General features: G+C 57.8%; 16 protein-coding genes and 1 rRNA gene. 11 read left to right on the top strand and 6 right to left on the bottom strand.

Annotated elements, in window-relative coordinates:
• Positions 1-135: 135 nt before the first annotated feature.
• Entirely contained in the window at positions 136-975 is an 840-nt protein-coding gene (gene metF / locus IEW65_RS16850) for a methylenetetrahydrofolate reductase [NAD(P)H] (protein WP_188640621.1), read from the bottom strand.
• A gap of 140 nt (positions 976-1,115) precedes the next feature.
• Between metF and IEW65_RS16845 the strand changes: the two genes are divergently transcribed.
• Positions 1,116-2,051, top strand: coding sequence for an AEC family transporter (locus IEW65_RS16845; RefSeq protein ID WP_188640620.1), 936 nt, complete (start codon positions 1,116-1,118; stop codon positions 2,049-2,051).
• Here the strand turns inward: IEW65_RS16845 and ligB are convergent.
• Entirely contained in the window at positions 2,048-3,757 is a 1,710-nt protein-coding gene (gene ligB / locus IEW65_RS16840; protein ID WP_188640619.1) for an NAD-dependent DNA ligase LigB, read from the bottom strand. The genes IEW65_RS16845 and ligB overlap by 4 nt on opposite strands.
• A 189-nt stretch (positions 3,758-3,946) precedes the next feature.
• Complete coding sequence (metK, locus tag IEW65_RS16835; protein WP_188640618.1) at positions 3,947-5,167, bottom strand: methionine adenosyltransferase; 1,221 nt, start codon at positions 5,165-5,167, stop codon at positions 3,947-3,949.
• A 246-nt stretch (positions 5,168-5,413) separates the two neighbouring features.
• Between metK and tkt the strand changes: the two genes are divergently transcribed.
• From tkt to IEW65_RS16800, 7 genes are all read left to right on the top strand, one after another.
• Positions 5,414-7,405, top strand: coding sequence for a transketolase (gene tkt / locus IEW65_RS16830; RefSeq protein ID WP_188640617.1), 1,992 nt, complete (start codon positions 5,414-5,416; stop codon positions 7,403-7,405).
• 36 nt (positions 7,406-7,441) lie between these two features.
• Positions 7,442-7,795, top strand: a complete 354-nt coding sequence (locus IEW65_RS16825; RefSeq protein WP_188640616.1) for a CidA/LrgA family protein — start codon at positions 7,442-7,444, stop codon at positions 7,793-7,795.
• Positions 7,785-8,504, top strand: a complete 720-nt coding sequence (locus IEW65_RS16820) for an LrgB family protein (RefSeq protein ID WP_188640615.1) — start codon at positions 7,785-7,787, stop codon at positions 8,502-8,504. Before IEW65_RS16825 ends, IEW65_RS16820 begins: the two co-directional genes overlap by 11 nt.
• Positions 8,505-8,564: 60 nt before the next feature.
• Positions 8,565-9,593 carry a type I glyceraldehyde-3-phosphate dehydrogenase gene (locus IEW65_RS16815; protein WP_188640614.1) on the top strand — a complete coding sequence of 343 codons (1,029 nt, stop codon included), beginning with the start codon at positions 8,565-8,567 and terminating at the stop codon, positions 9,591-9,593.
• Between the two features lie 59 nt (positions 9,594-9,652).
• A complete protein-coding gene (locus tag IEW65_RS16810; RefSeq protein ID WP_188640613.1) occupies positions 9,653-10,822 on the top strand; it encodes a phosphoglycerate kinase in 1,170 nt (389 codons plus the stop codon).
• Between the two features lie 65 nt (positions 10,823-10,887).
• A complete protein-coding gene (gene fba, locus IEW65_RS16805) occupies positions 10,888-11,952 on the top strand; it encodes a class II fructose-bisphosphate aldolase (protein WP_188640612.1) in 1,065 nt (354 codons plus the stop codon).
• Positions 11,953-12,074: 122 nt separating this feature from the next.
• Entirely contained in the window at positions 12,075-12,419 is a 345-nt protein-coding gene (locus IEW65_RS16800; RefSeq protein WP_188640611.1) for a hypothetical protein, read from the top strand.
• Positions 12,420-12,429: 10 nt separating this feature from the next.
• Here the strand turns inward: IEW65_RS16800 and IEW65_RS16795 are convergent, their stop codons facing one another.
• Complete coding sequence (locus IEW65_RS16795) at positions 12,430-12,858, bottom strand: hypothetical protein (RefSeq protein WP_188640610.1); 429 nt, start codon at positions 12,856-12,858, stop codon at positions 12,430-12,432.
• Positions 12,859-13,107: 249 nt separating this feature from the next.
• Here IEW65_RS16795 and IEW65_RS16790 point away from each other — a divergent pair, with 249 nt between their 5' ends.
• The 3 genes from IEW65_RS16790 to IEW65_RS16780 all read left to right on the top strand — a co-directional run bounded on the left by IEW65_RS16790 (position 13,108) and on the right by IEW65_RS16780 (position 15,152).
• Positions 13,108-13,806 (top strand): HAD family hydrolase, encoded by a 699-nt coding sequence (locus IEW65_RS16790; protein ID WP_188640609.1) that lies wholly within the window; start codon positions 13,108-13,110, stop codon positions 13,804-13,806.
• 1 nt (position 13,807) lies between these two features.
• The gene (locus IEW65_RS16785; RefSeq protein WP_188640608.1) at positions 13,808-14,182 is read left to right on the top strand and encodes a translation initiation factor Sui1; all 375 of its coding nucleotides are present in this window, start codon (positions 13,808-13,810) and stop codon (positions 14,180-14,182) included.
• Positions 14,183-14,243: 61 nt separating this feature from the next.
• The gene (locus IEW65_RS16780) at positions 14,244-15,152 is read left to right on the top strand and encodes a nuclease-related domain-containing protein (RefSeq protein ID WP_188640607.1); all 909 of its coding nucleotides are present in this window, start codon (positions 14,244-14,246) and stop codon (positions 15,150-15,152) included.
• Positions 15,153-15,161: 9 nt separating this feature from the next.
• On the opposite strand, the gene IEW65_RS16775 is transcribed toward IEW65_RS16780, so the two are convergent.
• Together IEW65_RS16775 and rrf are read right to left on the bottom strand one after the other, a co-directional pair.
• Positions 15,162-16,493 carry a deoxyguanosinetriphosphate triphosphohydrolase gene (locus tag IEW65_RS16775; RefSeq protein ID WP_188640606.1) on the bottom strand — a complete coding sequence of 444 codons (1,332 nt, stop codon included), beginning with the start codon at positions 16,491-16,493 and terminating at the stop codon, positions 15,162-15,164.
• Between the two features lie 107 nt (positions 16,494-16,600).
• A 5S ribosomal RNA gene (gene rrf / locus IEW65_RS16770) occupies positions 16,601-16,716 on the bottom strand.
• Positions 16,717-16,906: the final 190 nt, after the last annotated feature.

Raw genomic sequence — 16,906 nt, 5'->3', positions numbered from 1 at the left:
AGCAAGAAATGACAACAGGGATTATACGGAGCCAACTTGAACCCAACGTTAATGACACAAGTGTCGTGATTGCCGCCCATAAAAAAACCGGCCTGCATCAAGGATGCAGGCCGGTTTGATCAGCAGGCAAAAGCGTTAGCTGAGGTTATCTACCACCTTCAATACTGGTGCCGCTTGGTTCAGCGTGTAGAAGTGCAGGCCTGGCGCGCCGCCATCCAGCAGGCGCTCGCACAGGCGAGTCACCACATCGGTACCGAAAGCGGCGATAGCCTCGCTGTCATCGCCGTACGCTTCTAGCTGCTTGCGAATCCAGCGGGGAATTTCCGCGCCGCAGGCATCGGAAAACCGCGCTAACTTGGTGTAGTTGGTAATCGGCATAATGCCGGGAATAATCGGCTGCTCAACGCCCAGCGCCCGCGCTTTATCAACGAAGTGGAAGTAGGCATCGGCGGTAAAGAAGTACTGGGTGATGGCCATGTTGGCCCCCGCGTTCATCTTACGGGCGAAGTTTTCTACGTCCTTTTCAAAACTGGGGGCCTGAGGGTGCGACTCAGGGTAAGCGCCCACCGCAATCTCGAAATGATCTCCCGTTTCGTCACGGATGAACTCCACCAGCTCGTTGGCATACCGCAGCTCGCCAATGCTTGCCATGCCAGAGGGCATGTCGCCGCGCAGGGCCACTAGGCTATCCACGCCCTCTTCCCGGTACTGGGCCAGCAGGTCGCGCAGCTGGGCCTTTTCACTGCCGATACAGGAGAGGTGCGGTGCCGTAGTAATGCCACTTTGGCTGACGGTGCGCACGATGTCCCGAGTACGCGCCTGGGTAGAGCCACCCGCGCCGTAGGTAACGGAGAAAAAGCGCGGGTTACGAGCGGCCAGCTCATCACGCACGTGAATTAGCTTCTCCCGGCCTGCGTCAGTGTTGGGCGGAAAGAATTCAAAGCTAATACCTAACGGATGCTCTTGGCTGCTCATGGTTTGTCCTCGCAGTGCGGTAACGTGATCATTATTTGAGGTATTCTCGCTGCTTCGCCGCGCAGCGGCTAATGAAAGATTCCACGGTCGACCTTCAATTCGGCTCATGTTGGCACTACCGCGTCTATCAAGGAGGAGAAATGGACTTAGCACCTAGCGCTTTAATGGGCCCGCTGCTGATGCTGTTAGGGTATGTGGGGCTCGGCTTTATTGCCGCCCAGCGGCTCAACATCGACCCGCGCCCGATTGCCACGCTGCTGGTGTATTTGATTGCGCCGCTGACAATTTTTCGTGCGCTGATGAATGGCGGCCCCACCGCCGAGTATTTGGTGCTGACCTTTGCTATGTTCCTGTTAGTCAGCGGTATGGCACTGGCGGTGCGCTGGGCCACCCAACACCGCTTTGGCCCGCAGGAGGGCGCGCTGCTAGCGTTCTCTTCCGGCACCGGCAACACCGGCTACTTTGGGCTACCGGTGGCACTGATTTTGCTGCCCCCCGAAGGCGTGACGCTGTATCTCTTCTGTATGCTAGGCATCAATTTATACGAGTTCACGGTGGGGTTTTACCTGAGTGCCCGTGGCCACTTCTCGGTACGCCAGAGCCTCGCCAAAATTGCCCGCCTCCCGCTGATTTATGCCTTTTTCTTAGCACTGCTGCTAAACGCGCTCAACGCCACGCTGCCTGAGTCACTGATGAGTTCATTAGCGGTCTTTCCCGCCACCTATACCCTGCTGGGCATGATGATTATTGGCATGACGTTAAGCCAGGTCACGCTCGCCGCGTGGGATGCGCGCTTTGTCGCAACCTGCGTGGGGCTTCGCTATCTGCTCTGGCCGCTGGTCATGCTGGGGGCGGTGCTGGTGCTCCAACAGTTCACGCCGCTGGCACCAGAGCTTGCGATGGCGCTGCTGCTGCTGGGCGTGGTGCCCATGGCCTCTAACGTGGTGGTGGTGGCCATGGAGTTAGGCATTCAGCCACAGAAAGGCGCTTTAGCGGTACTCACCACTACGCTGCTGGCACCGCTGTTGATCCCGCTCTATCTGGGGCTGATGCTGCGCTTAACTGGGCTGGGTTAAAAACCATCAACGCCCGCCTGCTGCAGCTGGCGGGCCATGCGCTGAACGTCTGGGTGGTTGAAGAAGGCGACGAGCGCCTCACCGCGCACTGCGCCAACCCCGGGGGCAGCCTGCCAATCGGTTCGGGAGTACCCCGATAGGGTGTACCAGTCGCCTAGTCGAGCGTCGCCACCGGGCGGCATCCCCAGCGCCGTTAGCCATGTTGCATAAGGCGCTTGGCGCGCTGCATTAAATTGCGCCGCCAGCGCATCGGCGCTGGTTTCTCCAATGCCGTGGGCTTGCTGTAGCTGCTCTGGCGTAAGCTCCAACCAGCCAAGCAGCTCCGTCACCACACCGGCCTCCATCAGCGCCTGCCAAGTGCCTTCGCCAATCCCTCGCATGCCCAGCTGCTCGCTGAGATAGGTTAAGCGGGCCAGCAGCTGGGCGCTGCATTCTGGCGCTAGCTCTGAAGTTAGTTCTGGCGTTAGCCTAAAGCAGCTCAACAGATGGTAGCGCTCGGGCGGTGGGGTGCTTAGGGCGGCCCTTTCGCGGGTTTGCCACACCACGCTGTCTACCTGAGGAATCGTCAGGCCCGCCAACGTCACCGCCACTTGGTCACCAGGGCGCACGTCCCACGCTTGCCAGCGTTCCAGCGAGCCCAGCGATACGCGGCTGATGCGCCGCCCTTCTAGAGTCACCGGGTAGAGCCATAGCAGCGGCGTTACGCGCCCGGTTCGCCCTACCCTAAACTCCACCCCGCGCACCTGGGCTAGCGCCTGCTGAGACGGATACTTCCAGGCCACCGCCCACTCGGGGGGCGATGACGACCAGCTGCGCACGCCAGGGCGCTCAGCCTGTTTTAACACCACGCCGTCGGTGGCAAACGGCAGCGGTCCGTTAAACCAACGTTCGCGCCACTCGGCGGCCGCTTCCTGGCCGTTGATCGAATGAGTGTAGTCGGCCGTATCGAACCCCAGCGCCGTCAGTTGCGCCAGCCGTTCGGTCATCTGCGTCGGGCCATCCGGCCAGTCCCATACGAACAAACCGATGCGGTTCAGCGTCTCTTGGCTTGGGTCGCGCTGCGCCATGGCACCGGCCACGGCGCCACGCGCTCCTGAGTCGGGATGGCGCGACTGCACGTGATTATCCAGCCGCCAGTAGAGCTCGCCTTGTAACACCGCAGAGAGTGGCTCAGGGAGCGATACGGGCACACCGGGCAGTTGCTGAACCCGCGCCGTCCAATCCTGCCCTCGCTCGCCGTCTCCCCGGCTAACGGCTTCGACAAGTTCCCCGCCCTGGTAACGCAGCGTCACCGCGACGCCATCCACCTTGGGCTGAATCCACAGGTCTTCGCGGCGGCTGGTAAAGCGTCGAATGCCGTCCTCATCGGCTTTAGTGAGCCCCGTTTGAGCAGCCGGATGCGTGCGAGTACCGCTGCTGCTCGTGACGCGGGTCAGTGGCCGGTGGGGGGCTGGGGCATCCAGACAGGCTTGCCAGTTTTCCAGCCGTGCCAGCGCCTGATCGTACAGCTCATCGGCAATCAGCGATTCGCCGTCATCATGGTAAGCGCGGTCCCACACTTCGATATGTTCGGCTAGCGCCTGGGTTTCCAGCGCCAGCCGCTCAGCGGGCCAGTCGGGGCACATGTTTGCCTGTGCGGAAAAGGTGACACTCATTAACCAGGCTGCCGCTAGGCCCGCCATTCCGGTGATTCGCCAACCCGGCATACGCATCCTCACGTGGTGAACGGGAGATTTTTCAGCCCTTATTAAAGTTAACTTATATGAAACTGGCAGAGATGCAATGCGTATATGGCCACTCTCAGCGCTGCGTTCGGCACATAAAAAAGCGCCCCCTGGCGTGAACCAGAGGGCGCTTTTCGCTAACCCGTGACGCTCATCGCGCTAGCGGGAAGCTTATAGGCCAGCGTCCTGACGCAGCGCATCCGCTTTGTCGGTTTTTTCCCACGGAAAGGCTGTAAACGTTTCAGTGTGCGTTTCGCCTTTGTCGTCCACCCAGCTGTAGCTGTGCTCGAACGGCTCGCGGCCAAAGTGGCCATAAGCCGCCGTCAGGCGGTACATCGGGTGCAGTAGGTCCAGCATCTTGGTGATCGCGTAAGGGCGCAGATCGAAGTGCTCGCGCACCAGCTTAACGATGCTTGCGTCGTCGATTTTACCGGTACCGAAGGTGTCGATAGACACAGAGGTAGGCTCTGCCACGCCGATGGCGTAGGAGACCTGAATCTCGCACTTATCAGCCAAGCCTGCAGCGACGACGTTTTTCGCTACATAGCGGCCGGCGTACGCGGCGCTGCGGTCTACTTTGGACGGATCTTTGCCCGAGAACGCGCCGCCACCGTGACGAGCCATGCCGCCGTAAGTATCGACGATGATCTTACGACCGGTCAGGCCACAGTCGCCCACCGGGCCGCCAATCACGAACTTGCCGGTCGGATTGATGTGGTACTGGGTGTTGGCGTCCAACCACTCAGCGGGAATCACCTGCTCAATGACTTCACGCTTAATCATTTTGCGCAGGTCTTCTTGATCGATTTCCGGGTCGTGCTGAGTCGACAGGACAATCGCATCCACGCCACACGGTTGACCTTCGGCGTTATAGCGGAAAGTGACCTGGCTCTTGGCATCCGGACGCAGCCACGGCAGCAGGCCGTTTTTACGCAGCTCCGCCTGACGCTCGACCAAACGGTGCGAGTAGTGAATCGGGGCAGGCATAAACGAATCGGTTTCGTTGGTGGCGTAGCCAAACATCAGGCCCTGGTCACCGGCACCTTGATCTTCTGGTTTGGTCCGATCAACGCCCTGAGCAATATCAACACTCTGCTTGCCAATCAGGTTGATCACGCCGCACGTGGCACCGTCGAAGCCCACCTGAGAAGAGGTGTAGCCGATATCGGTAATCACATCACGCACCAGCGTCTCTAGATCCACCCACGCAGACGTGGTGATCTCACCAGCAATAATGGCAACACCCGTCTTCACCATCGTTTCACAGGCAACACGGGCCTGTTTATCCCGGGCGATAATGGCATCTAGCACCGCGTCTGAAATCTGGTCGGCAATCTTATCGGGATGGCCTTCGGAAACGGACTCGGAGGTAAACAGGGAATATTCGCTCATCGCGCACTCGACCCTCTGTATGACGGCTGCATCATTATGACCACAGCATCAGCAGGAAATCATGGCAGGAAGTTCCCTGCCCGTATAAAGAAGCGGCACCATCACTTTCACCACCACTTCGGGAGGCAGAGTCTACACGCTGTTGGAAGTTCTTCCCACAACGTGCCCCTGAGAATTTGCCGCCGCCGGGGAAGTCAGCGACAATAGCGCCTTTATTCTTTCCGTTTTCAGGCGAGGAGCACCCCCATGCCGTCCCGTTTTGAGCTGGCCAATGCCATTCGCGCCCTTTCCATGGATGCTGTTCAGAAGGCCAAATCTGGCCACCCTGGCGCGCCCATGGGTATGGCTGATATTGCCGAGGTGCTGTGGAATGACCACCTCAAGCACAACCCCGAAGACCCTAAGTGGGCTGATCGTGATCGGTTCGTGCTGTCGAATGGCCACGGTTCCATGCTGCTCTACTCGCTTTTACACCTAAGCGGCTACGAGCTTAGCCTGGAGCAGCTGCAAAACTTCCGCCAGCTGCACTCGCCCACCGCAGGCCACCCGGAGTTTGGCTACGCCCCCGGCATCGAAACCACCACCGGGCCGCTGGGCCAAGGCTTTGCTAACGCGGTAGGTTTCGCGATTGCTGAGAAAACGCTGGCCGCGCAGTTCAACCGCCCCGGCCATACCATCGTTGACCACCACACCTGGTGTTTCCTGGGCGATGGCTGCTTGATGGAGGGTATCTCCCACGAAGCGGCGTCCTTGGCAGGCACGCAGCAGCTGGGCAAACTGATTGCCCTTTACGACGACAACGGCATCTCTATCGATGGCGAAGTGGAAGGCTGGTTCACCGACGATACCGCCAAGCGCTTTGAGGCCTACGGCTGGCACGTGGTACCGAACGTCGACGGCCACAAGCCTGAAGAGATCAAGGCGGCCATTGAGCTGGCGAAGAGCCATGACGACAAGCCAAGCCTGATCATCTGCAAAACCATTATCGGTTTTGGTGCCCCCAACAAGCAGGGCAAAGAAGAAGCCCACGGCGCACCGCTGGGTGACGAAGAAGTGGCCCTGGCGCGTAAGCAACTGGGCTGGGAGCACGCGCCCTTCCATATCCCCGAGCCGATTTACTCCGCCTGGGATGCCCGCGACGCCGGTAAGAAGCGCCAGCAAGAGTGGGAAGGCCGCTTCGCTCGCTACACCGAAGCCTTCCCGGAAGAAGCGCGTGAATTCAAACGCCGCATGAAAGCGCAGCTGCCCACTGAGTTGGCGACCGAAGCGCTGATTCAGCAGGCTCAAGAGAAAGGTGAAAGCATTGCCTCGCGTAAAGCGTCGTTTGAAGCGCTGAACGTGATTGGCCCGCAAATGCCGGAACTGCTCGGCGGCAGCGCCGACTTAGCGCCGTCTAACCTGACATTCTGGAAGGGCGCGAAAGCGATCACTCCCGAAGATGCCAGCGGCAACTACCTACACTACGGTGTGCGTGAATTCGGCATGGGCGCGGTGATGAATGGTATCGCCCTGCACGGCGGTTTCGTGCCGTATGGCGCTACCTTCCTAATCTTTATGGAGTACATGCGCAACGCCGTGCGTATGGCGGCGCTGATGGGTCAGCAGGCTATCTACGTGTTTACCCACGACTCCATTGGCCTGGGTGAAGACGGCCCAACGCACCAGCCGATTGAGCAGCTCACCAGCCTGCGCACCACGCCGAACCTGAACACGTGGCGCCCCTGTGACGCCGTGGAGACCGCCGCTTCCTGGGATGCCGCGATTAAGCGCCACTCCGGCCCGACAGCCCTGGTACTCTCGCGCCAGAACCTGCCGCACCAGCCGCGTACCAAGGCACAGCTCGCGTCTATCCAGCGCGGCGGCTATGTGCTGAAAGATAGCGAAGGCACGCCAGAGCTGATCCTGATTGCCACGGGCTCCGAAGTCTCCCTGGCCATGGACGCCGCGGCCGAGCTGGAGCAGCAGGGTAAAGCCGTACGCGTGGTCTCCATGCCTTCGGCATACCGCTTCAACGGCCAAGACGCTGACTACCGTGAAAGCGTTCTGCCCAAAGCCGTGACCAAGCGTATTGCCATCGAAGCAGGCCATGCCGACTACTGGTACAAATACGTTGGCCTAGATGGCCGCGTGATTGGCATGACTACCTTTGGCGAGTCGGCCCCGGCTGGCGAGCTGTTCAAGCACTTCGGCTTTACCGTCGAGAACATTGTTAAACAAGCCAATGAGCTGCTGGTTTAATTCCTCACTCGCGGATCACACAGTGCGGGCATCGCGATGCCCGCGCTAAACGGTCTGTTATGGCTAATTAGCTACTGGTTAATCGGAGAAGTAGTCATTCACTTCTCCGGTTTACCTATCTCTTCTGGGGTGGTGGGCATGCTGCTGCTGTGCGCCACCCTCGCTATGATCGGCAGAGTACCGTCTAGTCTTGCCGCTGCCGCTCAACCGCTGATTGCGCTTCTGGCCATGCTGATCATGCCAGGCGTGGTGGGCGTGTTCTTTATTCTGGATGAACTGGCGGGTCAATGGCTGGCCATTGTGGCCTCCCTGCTCCTCGGCACGCTGCTCAGCGTGTTCACCACGCTATGGTTACTAAAGCGTTTAATGGGGCGCAGCCATGCTGACTAACCTGCTGCCCACCTTAACCGCAACGCCTTTATTTGCCGTGGGCTTAACGCTAGCCGCTTATTTGGTGGGCAGCGCACTTTTCATGCGCCTGAGCAAACCCTCCTGGCTGCCCGCTATTTTGATCGCGGCACTTCTTTTGGCCGCGATACTGGCGCTGCTGGGGGTGCCTTACGCTACCTATCAGCAGGGCGCTACGTGGCTAACCGTGCTGTTAGGCCCCGCCACGGTGGCGCTAGGTATGCCGCTTTATCAGCAACTGCCGCGTATTCGTGAACTATGGCGACCGCTGGCTGCCTGCCTGCCCATTGCCGCCTCCTTAGCTGCTTGCTACGCCTTAGGCATTGCCTGGCTGCTAGGTGCTGGCCCAGACATTTTGGCCTCCATTGCGGCAAAGTCGGTGACCGCGCCGATTGCCATTGGGATTACGGAACAGTTGGGCGGCAGTGTCGCGCTGTTAATGGGCTCGCTGCTGGTGACCGGTGTGCTGACAATCCCCTTCGTTAGCTTGGCCGCTCGAGTGCTACGTATCAACGATGAGCGCATCATCGGTTTTGCGCTGGGGCTTAATGGGCACGCTATCGGTACCGTGCGAGCGTTCGATATTAGCCCTACCGCCGGGGCATTTGCCTCGCTCGGAATGAGCCTCACCGGTATTTTCACCGCGCTGCTGCTACCGCTTGCATGGCGATTAGTGGGTCTGGCTGGGTAAGCAACACCCGTTGAAATGCGCTATCATCGGGCCACTTTTTTCTAAGAGCCGCATCACCACATGGCGAACGCTTCCGCTAAATATCGCATTGCTATCAATGGTTATGGGCGCATTGGCCAGTGCGTGCTGAGAGCGCTGGTGGAGCGCCACCACCCAGAGCTTGAGGTGGTCGCCATTAATGAGCTTTCCGACCTCGCTACTATCACTTACCTCACCCGTTACGACACCACCCACGGGCGCTTCCCGGGCGAAGTGGACAACGATGGCAGCGCGTTACTCGTTAATGGACAGCGCATTCACGTGCTGTGTGAACGCGACCCGACAGCGCTGCCCTGGGGTGAACTGGATATCGACTTGGTGCTGGAGTGCTCGGGAAGCTTCAAGGATCGCGCCACCGCCGAGCAGCACTTAACGGCTGGGGCCAAGCGGCTGCTGTTCTCCCAGCCCGCTGAAAACGATGTGGATGCCACCATCGTGTGGGGCATCAACGAGCATGAGCTCGCTCCCACGCAGCGCATTCTCTCTGCAGCGTCCTGCACCACTAACTGTTTAGTGCCGCTGCTCACCGTGCTGGATGAGGCATTAGGTCTGGAGCACGGCGTCACCACCACGATTCACTCGGCGATGAACGACCAGCCGGTGATCGATGCGTATCATCAAACTGACTTGCGCTTAACCCGCTCCGCCATGCAGTCGATTGTGCCGGTGGATACCGGCTTGGCAGTGGGGATTAGCCGCCTGATGCCAAGCCTGGCCGGGCGCTTTGAGTGCCTGCACGTGCGGGTACCGACGATTAATGTATCTGCCATGGATGCCGCACTCACCGTACGCCGCGACACCAGCGCCGCACAGGTGAACGCGCTGCTCCACAATGCCAGCCAGCAGCGCTTAAAAGGGGTGCTAGGCTATACCGAAGCGCCCATGGCTTCGATTGATTTTAATCATGACCCCCGCTCTGGCATTCTAGACGCCACCCAAACCCGGGTGGCTGGCACACGCTTGATCAAGCTGCTGTGCTGGTTTGATAACGAGTGGGGCTTTGCCAACCGCATGCTGGATATCAGCCAGCGCTTGGCAACGTTTCGCTAACTGATGGGTAGCATCACCTAGCGCTCTTACATTCGCTTGAACACGAGGAAACCGCTCACATGAACGTGCAAAAAATGACCGATCTGCCCCTGGAAGGGCAGCGCGTGCTGATTCGTGAAGACCTGAACGTGCCGATCAAAAACGGCCGTGTTTCCAGCGATGCCCGCCTTCGCGCCGCACTGCCGACCATTCAAGCAGCGGCCAAAGCGGGTGCCAAAGTGATGCTGATGAGCCATCTGGGCCGCCCCACGGAAGGCGAGCCTGCCGAGGAATTCTCCTTAGCTCCCGTGGCCGAGCACCTTGGCGAGCTGCTGGGTAGCCCCGTCAAACTGATCAACGACTACCTCAACACCGCGCCCACGCTCAGCAACGGCGACGTGGTGCTGCTTGAGAACGTACGCTTCAATAACGGCGAGAAGAAAGACGACGAACAGCTGGCCAAGCAGTATGCCGCGCTGTGCGATATCTTCGTGATGGACGCCTTCGGCACTGCCCACCGCGCTCAAGCCTCCACCCACGGCGTGGCCCGCTTTGCGCCCACCGCCTGTGCAGGCCCGCTGCTGGCCCAAGAGCTGGATGCGTTGGAGAAAGCCTTAGCGAACCCGGCGCGGCCGATGGCGGCTATTGTGGGCGGCTCCAAGGTCTCCACGAAGCTCGACGTGCTGACCGCACTCTCCGATAAGTGCGACCAGCTCATTGTCGGCGGCGGGATCGCCAACACCTTTATCGCAGCGGCAGGCTATAATGTGGGCAAATCGCTCTACGAAGCCGACCTGATCGGTCAAGCCAAAGCGCTAATGGAGAAAGTCTCTATTCCGTTGCCCACTGACGTTGTCGTGGCCACGGAGTTCTCTGAATCCGCGGAAGCAGTGGTCAAACCGGTGGATCAGGTCGCTGATAACGAGATGATTCTGGATATCGGCCCGGACACCGCTGCCCACTTGGCCAGCCTGCTGAAGGATGCCGGCACCATTTTGTGGAACGGCCCCGTTGGCGTTTTTGAGATTGATCAATTTGGCAAAGGCACCGAGGTGCTTTCCCATGCCATTGCTGACAGCCGCGCATTTTCTATTGCGGGCGGCGGTGACACCCTCGCTGCGATTGATAAATACGCCATTGCCGACCGCATTTCCTATATTTCCACCGGTGGCGGGGCGTTTTTAGAGTACGTTGAAGGCAAACAGCTACCGGCTGTTGCTGCGCTTGAAGCTGCGGCAAAGCGCGGCTAATACGTAATAATTGAACTTGCACGCTCACTGCACCCGTTCACACTGACAACCTATAAGGTGACCCCATGGCTTTAATTAGCATGCGCCAGATGCTCGACCACGCCGCCGAATATGGCTACGGTATCCCCGCGTTCAACGTCAACAACCTTGAACAGATGCGGGCTATCATGGAAGCGGCCGATGCCACCGACTCCCCGGTAATCGTTCAAGCCTCTGCTGGCGCGCGCAAATACGCGGGCGCGCCCTTCCTGCGCCACCTGATTCTGGCAGCCGTCGAAGAGTTCCCGCATATTCCAGTGGTGATGCACCAGGATCATGGCACCAGCCCTGCGGTATGCCAGCGCTCCATTCAGCTTGGCTTCTCATCCGTCATGATGGACGGCTCGCTGGGTGAAGATGGCAAGACGCCGATGGATTACGACTACAACGTTGACGTCACTCGTCGCGCGGTCGCCATGGCCCACGCTTGTGGCGTCTCTGTAGAAGGCGAGCTGGGCTGCCTGGGCAGCCTGGAGACCGGCATGGCCGGTGAAGAGGACGGCATTGGTGCCGAAGGCAAGCTGGATATGGAACAGCTGCTGACCGACCCCGAAGAAGCCGCTGCATTCGTCAAGGCAACTCAAGTCGACGCTCTGGCGATTGCGATCGGCACCAGCCACGGCGCGTATAAATTCACCAAGCCGCCCACCGGCGATACGCTCTCTATTCAGCGTATCAAAGAGATCCACGCGCGCATTCCAGATACCCACTTGGTCATGCACGGCTCCTCCTCCGTGCCGCAGGAGTGGCTGGAAGTGATCAACCGCTATGGCGGTCAGATTCCGGAAACCTACGGCGTACCGGTTGAGGAAATCGTCGAAGGCATCAAGCACGGCGTGCGCAAGGTGAACATCGACACCGACCTGCGCCTAGCATCCACAGGAGCCGTGCGCCGCTTCATGGCGGAGAATCCGTCTGAATTTGATCCGCGCAAATTCCTGAAAGAAACGGTCACCGCCATGCGTGATCTGTGTATTGCCCGCTACGAAGCCTTTGGCACTGCTGGCAACGCGAGCAAAATCAAGCCGATCAGTCTGGAAGCGATGTTCGAACGCTACGAGCGCGGCGAACTGGCTCCTAAAATTAAATAAGCCGCTAAGCAATTAGCGATACCAAGGCGGCCTTCGGGCCGTCTTTTTTTGTTGCAATGCAGCACAAATAGGCTATTACTAGAGAGCGCCACCCCTCATTTCTTCACCAGGCAGCCCTCACTATGAAACACTCCTCAATACCCCTATTCACACCGCCCACCGCCATATTTGATGTGTGGAAGGTCGGAATGATGGGGATGGAGCTATGGAGCTCGTCGCTATCCACGATCGCCATGCGCCAACAGCTATGGCAAACGCAGCCCTTTTTTAGCCCGTCTATGATGCGTGAAAATCAGCGTATGGTGACTGAAAAAATCGAGGCCAGCATGGAAGCTGGCCTCGTGATGCAAAAAGCATTCATCAGCGCGATGAGTGGTCAATACGCCCCCTGGTGGATTACCAGCCAGAAGGCAATGAAACCTTATCATCGACGCAGTAGCGCCAACTCACGACGCCTTTCCCACTAACGGTTGAAAATTACTCGTTATCGTCGTTGCTCTGATCGTCTTCACCGTTTTCGATGGCATCTTCGGCGCTACCGGTACCACCCGTGCCACCTTCGGTATTCTCGCTCTCAGCATTCGTACTGGCGCTCTCTGTGTCGGTGCTCGTGCTCTCTGTCTCAGTGCTGTTGTTGGCAGCGTCGGTATCGCTGGTATCGGCTTCAGCCGTGTCAGTATCTTCTTCTGCACTAGACGCGTCCGCAGCTGGCATATCAGAAGAGGGCTGCTCATCTCGCTGAACGGCCCCTGCTTTGATGCCATATTTCTCTTCCAGCGCCGCGTCGTCTAGCGCTTGATGCTGCTCGCTGTTGGCGTCAGCCTCTGGCTCAGCCAACACGCTGCCCGCAGAGGTGATCAGCGCAGTGCCAACAACAAATGAGAGTAGCCAAGGGGGGAATCGCATATATATCTCCATTTTATGGTTATTGCGGCGTCGCCTAACCACTATAGCCTTTCTCATCGGGATTCACATAGATTGCCTTGTAAACCGGGCAGTTAACTTCATAGAGAAGCCAACAGGTAGCGGCTGTATACAAGGTAACCGTAAAAAATTATAAAACAGTGTTCACAAAGCCAACAAAATCTCGTTCAATAGTCGTCTGGTCGGCTTAAACTAACGCGAGTAGCGCTTGTAACGCTGCAAGGAACTCCCATGCCGCTTCCACTTCTGCTGTTTGATTGCGATGGCACCCTCGTTGATAGCGAACCCCTGCTTGCTGAAGAGATGGCCCGCGGCCTGAATACAGTGGGCCTACCGTTTGCCTCCTCTGATTACCTGGGAGAGTTTCGCGGCGCTCGCTTTCGACGTATCGTGGCAGAACTGCAAACCCGCTATGGCGAAGTCGATGCAGACCAACTAAACCGCATGGAGCAAACCATGCGTGCCAATCTGGCCGATCGGCTAGCCAATGAATTAACGACCATCCCTGGTGCTCGGGAGTCACTTGATGCACTCGCACGCTATCCAAGCGCGGTAGTATCGAACGGGCCGGAAACGAAGATTCGCACCGCGCTCAATGCCACTGGGCTGAGCCACTACTTCGATCACCGCTTATTTAGTGGCTATACCGCTAACTGCTGGAAGCCAGAGCCCTGTTTACATCTTCACGCAGCCAGTATCATGGGGTTTGCGGCAAAAGACTGCATTGCGATTGATGACGCCCTCGTCGGTGTTCGCGCCGCACTGCAAGCGGGAATGACAGTGATTCATTTGAATCGCTTTCCCGATGCCGAAGCAACACCGGAAGGCGCTATTATGATTAGCAACATGTACCAACTGCCTGCCGTTGTTGAACAACTGACCCACGAGCGATGGCCGGCCACCATGCCGCATCACTCTACAGAGAAATAGTATGGCTTCATTACGTGATCAGCTCGGTGGCCTGGTTTACTCTACCGAGCATGGCAAAACATGCCCCGACTGCCGTGCCCCTATTGATGACTGCCGCTGTGAAGACACCAGCGAGCAAGCGCGGCTTGCCGCATTAGATGGCATTGTACGCATCCGCCGTGAAACCAGCGGACGCAAAGGCAAGGGAGTGACTACCATCAGCGGTATACCACTGGCTCATGCTGACCTCAAAGCCTTGTCCAAAACACTTAAACAGCGTTGTGGCACGGGTGGCGCAGTCAAAGAGGGCGTGATAGAAATTCAAGGCGATCATCGCGAAACACTGCGGGATGCCTTAACCTCCATGGGTTATCAGGTAAAATTAGCTGGCGGTTGATGCGTCGTCATACAACGCGATGCACGACCTTAAGCTCATAGCTAAAGGGCAAGGCACGACAATGGTTTGGTTGGAATACCTGCTACCGCTCATCTTTTTGTTTCCCATGGCAGCGATGGGCGGCATTGTATTAGCCTTGCGTAGCCTTCACGATGCTCGCGTTCACTCCCCCTTTGACGCGCCGCTGCGCGAGCCGGGCCAGGCACTACGCCATCGCTTGGACCAAGCCTTTTCAAGCCTGTTTCTGAACGGCACTTTAGGTCCCCTGATTAGCCTCGCGCCGCTGGTATATGGCATGGGACGCATGCTGTTTGTGGATAAACAGGATTGGGTCGAGTGGGCGCTGTACGGTTTGCTGAGTACGCTGCTGGTATTAGCATTTTCATTACTGCTAGTGCGTGACTATCAGCGCATTCGCCGCTTAAAACTCGGGCTTGCCTGCGAACTGGCGGTGGGCCAGGAATTGGAGCGCTTAGTAAGGCCTGAGGCACATCCCTATTACGTTTTTCATGACGTGCCTACTGATAGTTTCACCATTGACCATGTCGTCGTGACACCTCATGGCGTGTTTGTGGTGGAAACCCGCGCTAGAACGCTTGCCATTGGCACCGATGGTAAAGAGCTTAACTGCGTGGCCGTTGAGCGTGAGCGGCTGCGGTTCCCCCACTGGCAAGAGCGGCGGCCGCTGCATAAAACGCGGCAAGGCGTTAACTGGCTCAGCCAGTGGCTAGAGCGCCGCTGTGGCGTACCGGTGCCAGTAAAAGGAGTACTGGTGTTACCGGGCTGGGAAATTGATACCAGTGAGGCTGCACCGGATATCCTGGTGGTCAGTGGCGAGCAGCTTGCCAAACAGCTCACCAACATTACGCCAGGGCAGATGAGCGATGCCATCCACGATAAAGTGATTCATATTCTGCTAGAACGAGCACGCCTAATGGAACTCAAGCACCTCCGCCAACCTTCCGTGTAATGTGCAGACTCAGTCGCCGCGTAACCGGCCACCCATCTCTTGGGCAAGATCGACCGCATAGTGGTCGGTCATCCCGCCAATAAAGTCCAGCATTCGCCGGTAGCTGTCATAGAGTGTCCACGAGGGTAGCGGTGTGTTCTCGCCAATTAATGCGAGTACCCGCTGGTGCTTGAAAGAGCTTTGCCCCGTGTGGTGCAACTCATGGGCCGCGCCGATAAAGGCCTCAAGCAGTATGCCTAGCGTTGTGTAAGCACCAATCTCAAGCTTCGCCTTGCGCTCATTTTGGAATATCCGCTCACGAGCCAGCTGCTTGGCCGACTGCACACCCCAGCCTAAATCCGGGTGACACAGCTCTAATAGATCTTCGCTGAGGGTACCGCTGAGTAGCGCCTGCTCATGCTGCACAAATACCGCGCCTACGTCGTTCACCGCTCGCTCCATAGCGGCTCCTCTGAGTAGGGCGATGCGGCGGCGTTGCGAGACATTTTTACGCTGCATCTCGGCATACTCTGGCGGAAACTCACCGGCTATTTGACGCAGAATCTCGACCACTTCCTCATAGCGCAGAATGCCCATCTCCAGGCCATCTTCCAGGTCTAATAAGGCGTAGCAAATATCATCTGCCGCTTCGACAAGCCAGGCCAACGGATGGCGACACCAGCGCTGCTCCCCTTGAGGAAGCAACCCAACCGCATCCGCCACTTCTTTCAACAGCGCTTGCTCTGATTGGTAGCAGCCAAACTTACCCGCTCGACCGCTATAGCGTACCGTCCATGGGTACTTCAATAGTGTGCCGAGCGTAGCAGCCGATAAGCGCATGCCGCCGTTGAACTGGTTGTACTCAATCTGGGTAATCACGCGAAAGCCTTGCGCGTTGCCTTCATAGGTCAACAGGTCTTCGCGCTCGGCCTCTGAAAGGCCCTCCAGCAGGCCACTTCCTTGGGCACGACGAAACCAGTCGCGTATCGCGTACTCACCGGCGTGACCAAAGGGCGGGTTACCGATGTCATGGCCCAGACACGCCGTTTGCACAATAACGCCCAAGTCAGCGGGGGTAATCCATTCAGGGAGGCGGTCACGCAGCAGCTCGCCCACAATCATCCCTAGAGAGCGGCCGACACAGCCAACTTCAAGGGAGTGGGTTAAACGCGTGTGGATGTGGTCATTTTCAGTCAGAGGGTGCACTTGGGTTTTACGCCCCAAGCGTCGGAAAGAGCCGGAAAAGACAATGCGATCATGATCTTTATGAAAGGGGCTACGCCCAATTTCCCGGGTGCTATCTGTTCGTTTATCGTGAAGGCGTCGAGGGGAAAGTAACTGATCCCATTGCATTTGTGTCATAGCGATCCTCCTTGGAGTTCACATTCTGACATAAAAACGCTGATATAAAACGACAGATAGAAAAACAAAAAACCCAGCCTATTGGCTGGGTTCTTTGCAGTATAAGTGCCTGACGATGACCTACTCTCGCATGGGGAGACCCCACACTACCATCGGCGCTAAGCGGTTTCACTTCTGAGTTCGGCAAGGGATCAGGTGGTTCACGCGTGCTATGGTCGTCAGGCGTAACTTGTCATGTACATCATGCTGAACAGGTAATGGATGTTGTGTGATCGTCTCTTGTCAGCAAGCCCCTGTGCTTGCTGCTGCGTATCCGGTTCTCTGAGTGCATTCACACTCCTCGTTATTACTGCGACCAGACCCCTTGGGTGTTATAGGGTCAAGCCTCACGGGCCATTAGTACACGTTAGCTC

The organism is Vreelandella lutescens (assembly GCF_014640815.1).
In the GTDB taxonomy this organism is placed as follows: Bacteria; Pseudomonadota; Gammaproteobacteria; order Pseudomonadales; family Halomonadaceae; genus Vreelandella; species Vreelandella lutescens.
This window is presented reverse-complemented; position numbering and strand designations above follow the sequence as displayed.

What these genes read in the sequence shown, in the direction of transcription:
- metF (WP_188640621.1), bottom strand. Translation starts at nt 975, where the DNA reads ATGAGCAGCCAAGAGCATCCGTTAGGTATTAGCTTTGAATTCTTTCCG.
- IEW65_RS16845 (WP_188640620.1), top strand. Translation starts at nt 1,116, where the DNA reads ATGGACTTAGCACCTAGCGCTTTAATGGGCCCGCTGCTGATGCTGTTA.
- ligB (WP_188640619.1), bottom strand. Translation starts at nt 3,757, where the DNA reads ATGCCGGGTTGGCGAATCACCGGAATGGCGGGCCTAGCGGCAGCCTGG.
- metK (WP_188640618.1), bottom strand. Translation starts at nt 5,167, where the DNA reads ATGAGCGAATATTCCCTGTTTACCTCCGAGTCCGTTTCCGAAGGCCAT.
- tkt (WP_188640617.1), top strand. Translation starts at nt 5,414, where the DNA reads ATGCCGTCCCGTTTTGAGCTGGCCAATGCCATTCGCGCCCTTTCCATG.
- IEW65_RS16825 (WP_188640616.1), top strand. Translation starts at nt 7,442, where the DNA reads ATGCCCGCGCTAAACGGTCTGTTATGGCTAATTAGCTACTGGTTAATC.
- IEW65_RS16820 (WP_188640615.1), top strand. Translation starts at nt 7,785, where the DNA reads ATGCTGACTAACCTGCTGCCCACCTTAACCGCAACGCCTTTATTTGCC.
- IEW65_RS16815 (WP_188640614.1), top strand. Translation starts at nt 8,565, where the DNA reads ATGGCGAACGCTTCCGCTAAATATCGCATTGCTATCAATGGTTATGGG.
- IEW65_RS16810 (WP_188640613.1), top strand. Translation starts at nt 9,653, where the DNA reads ATGAACGTGCAAAAAATGACCGATCTGCCCCTGGAAGGGCAGCGCGTG.
- fba (WP_188640612.1), top strand. Translation starts at nt 10,888, where the DNA reads ATGGCTTTAATTAGCATGCGCCAGATGCTCGACCACGCCGCCGAATAT.
- IEW65_RS16800 (WP_188640611.1), top strand. Translation starts at nt 12,075, where the DNA reads ATGAAACACTCCTCAATACCCCTATTCACACCGCCCACCGCCATATTT.
- IEW65_RS16795 (WP_188640610.1), bottom strand. Translation starts at nt 12,858, where the DNA reads ATGCGATTCCCCCCTTGGCTACTCTCATTTGTTGTTGGCACTGCGCTG.
- IEW65_RS16790 (WP_188640609.1), top strand. Translation starts at nt 13,108, where the DNA reads ATGCCGCTTCCACTTCTGCTGTTTGATTGCGATGGCACCCTCGTTGAT.
- IEW65_RS16785 (WP_188640608.1), top strand. Translation starts at nt 13,808, where the DNA reads ATGGCTTCATTACGTGATCAGCTCGGTGGCCTGGTTTACTCTACCGAG.
- IEW65_RS16780 (WP_188640607.1), top strand. Translation starts at nt 14,244, where the DNA reads ATGGTTTGGTTGGAATACCTGCTACCGCTCATCTTTTTGTTTCCCATG.
- IEW65_RS16775 (WP_188640606.1), bottom strand. Translation starts at nt 16,493, where the DNA reads ATGACACAAATGCAATGGGATCAGTTACTTTCCCCTCGACGCCTTCAC.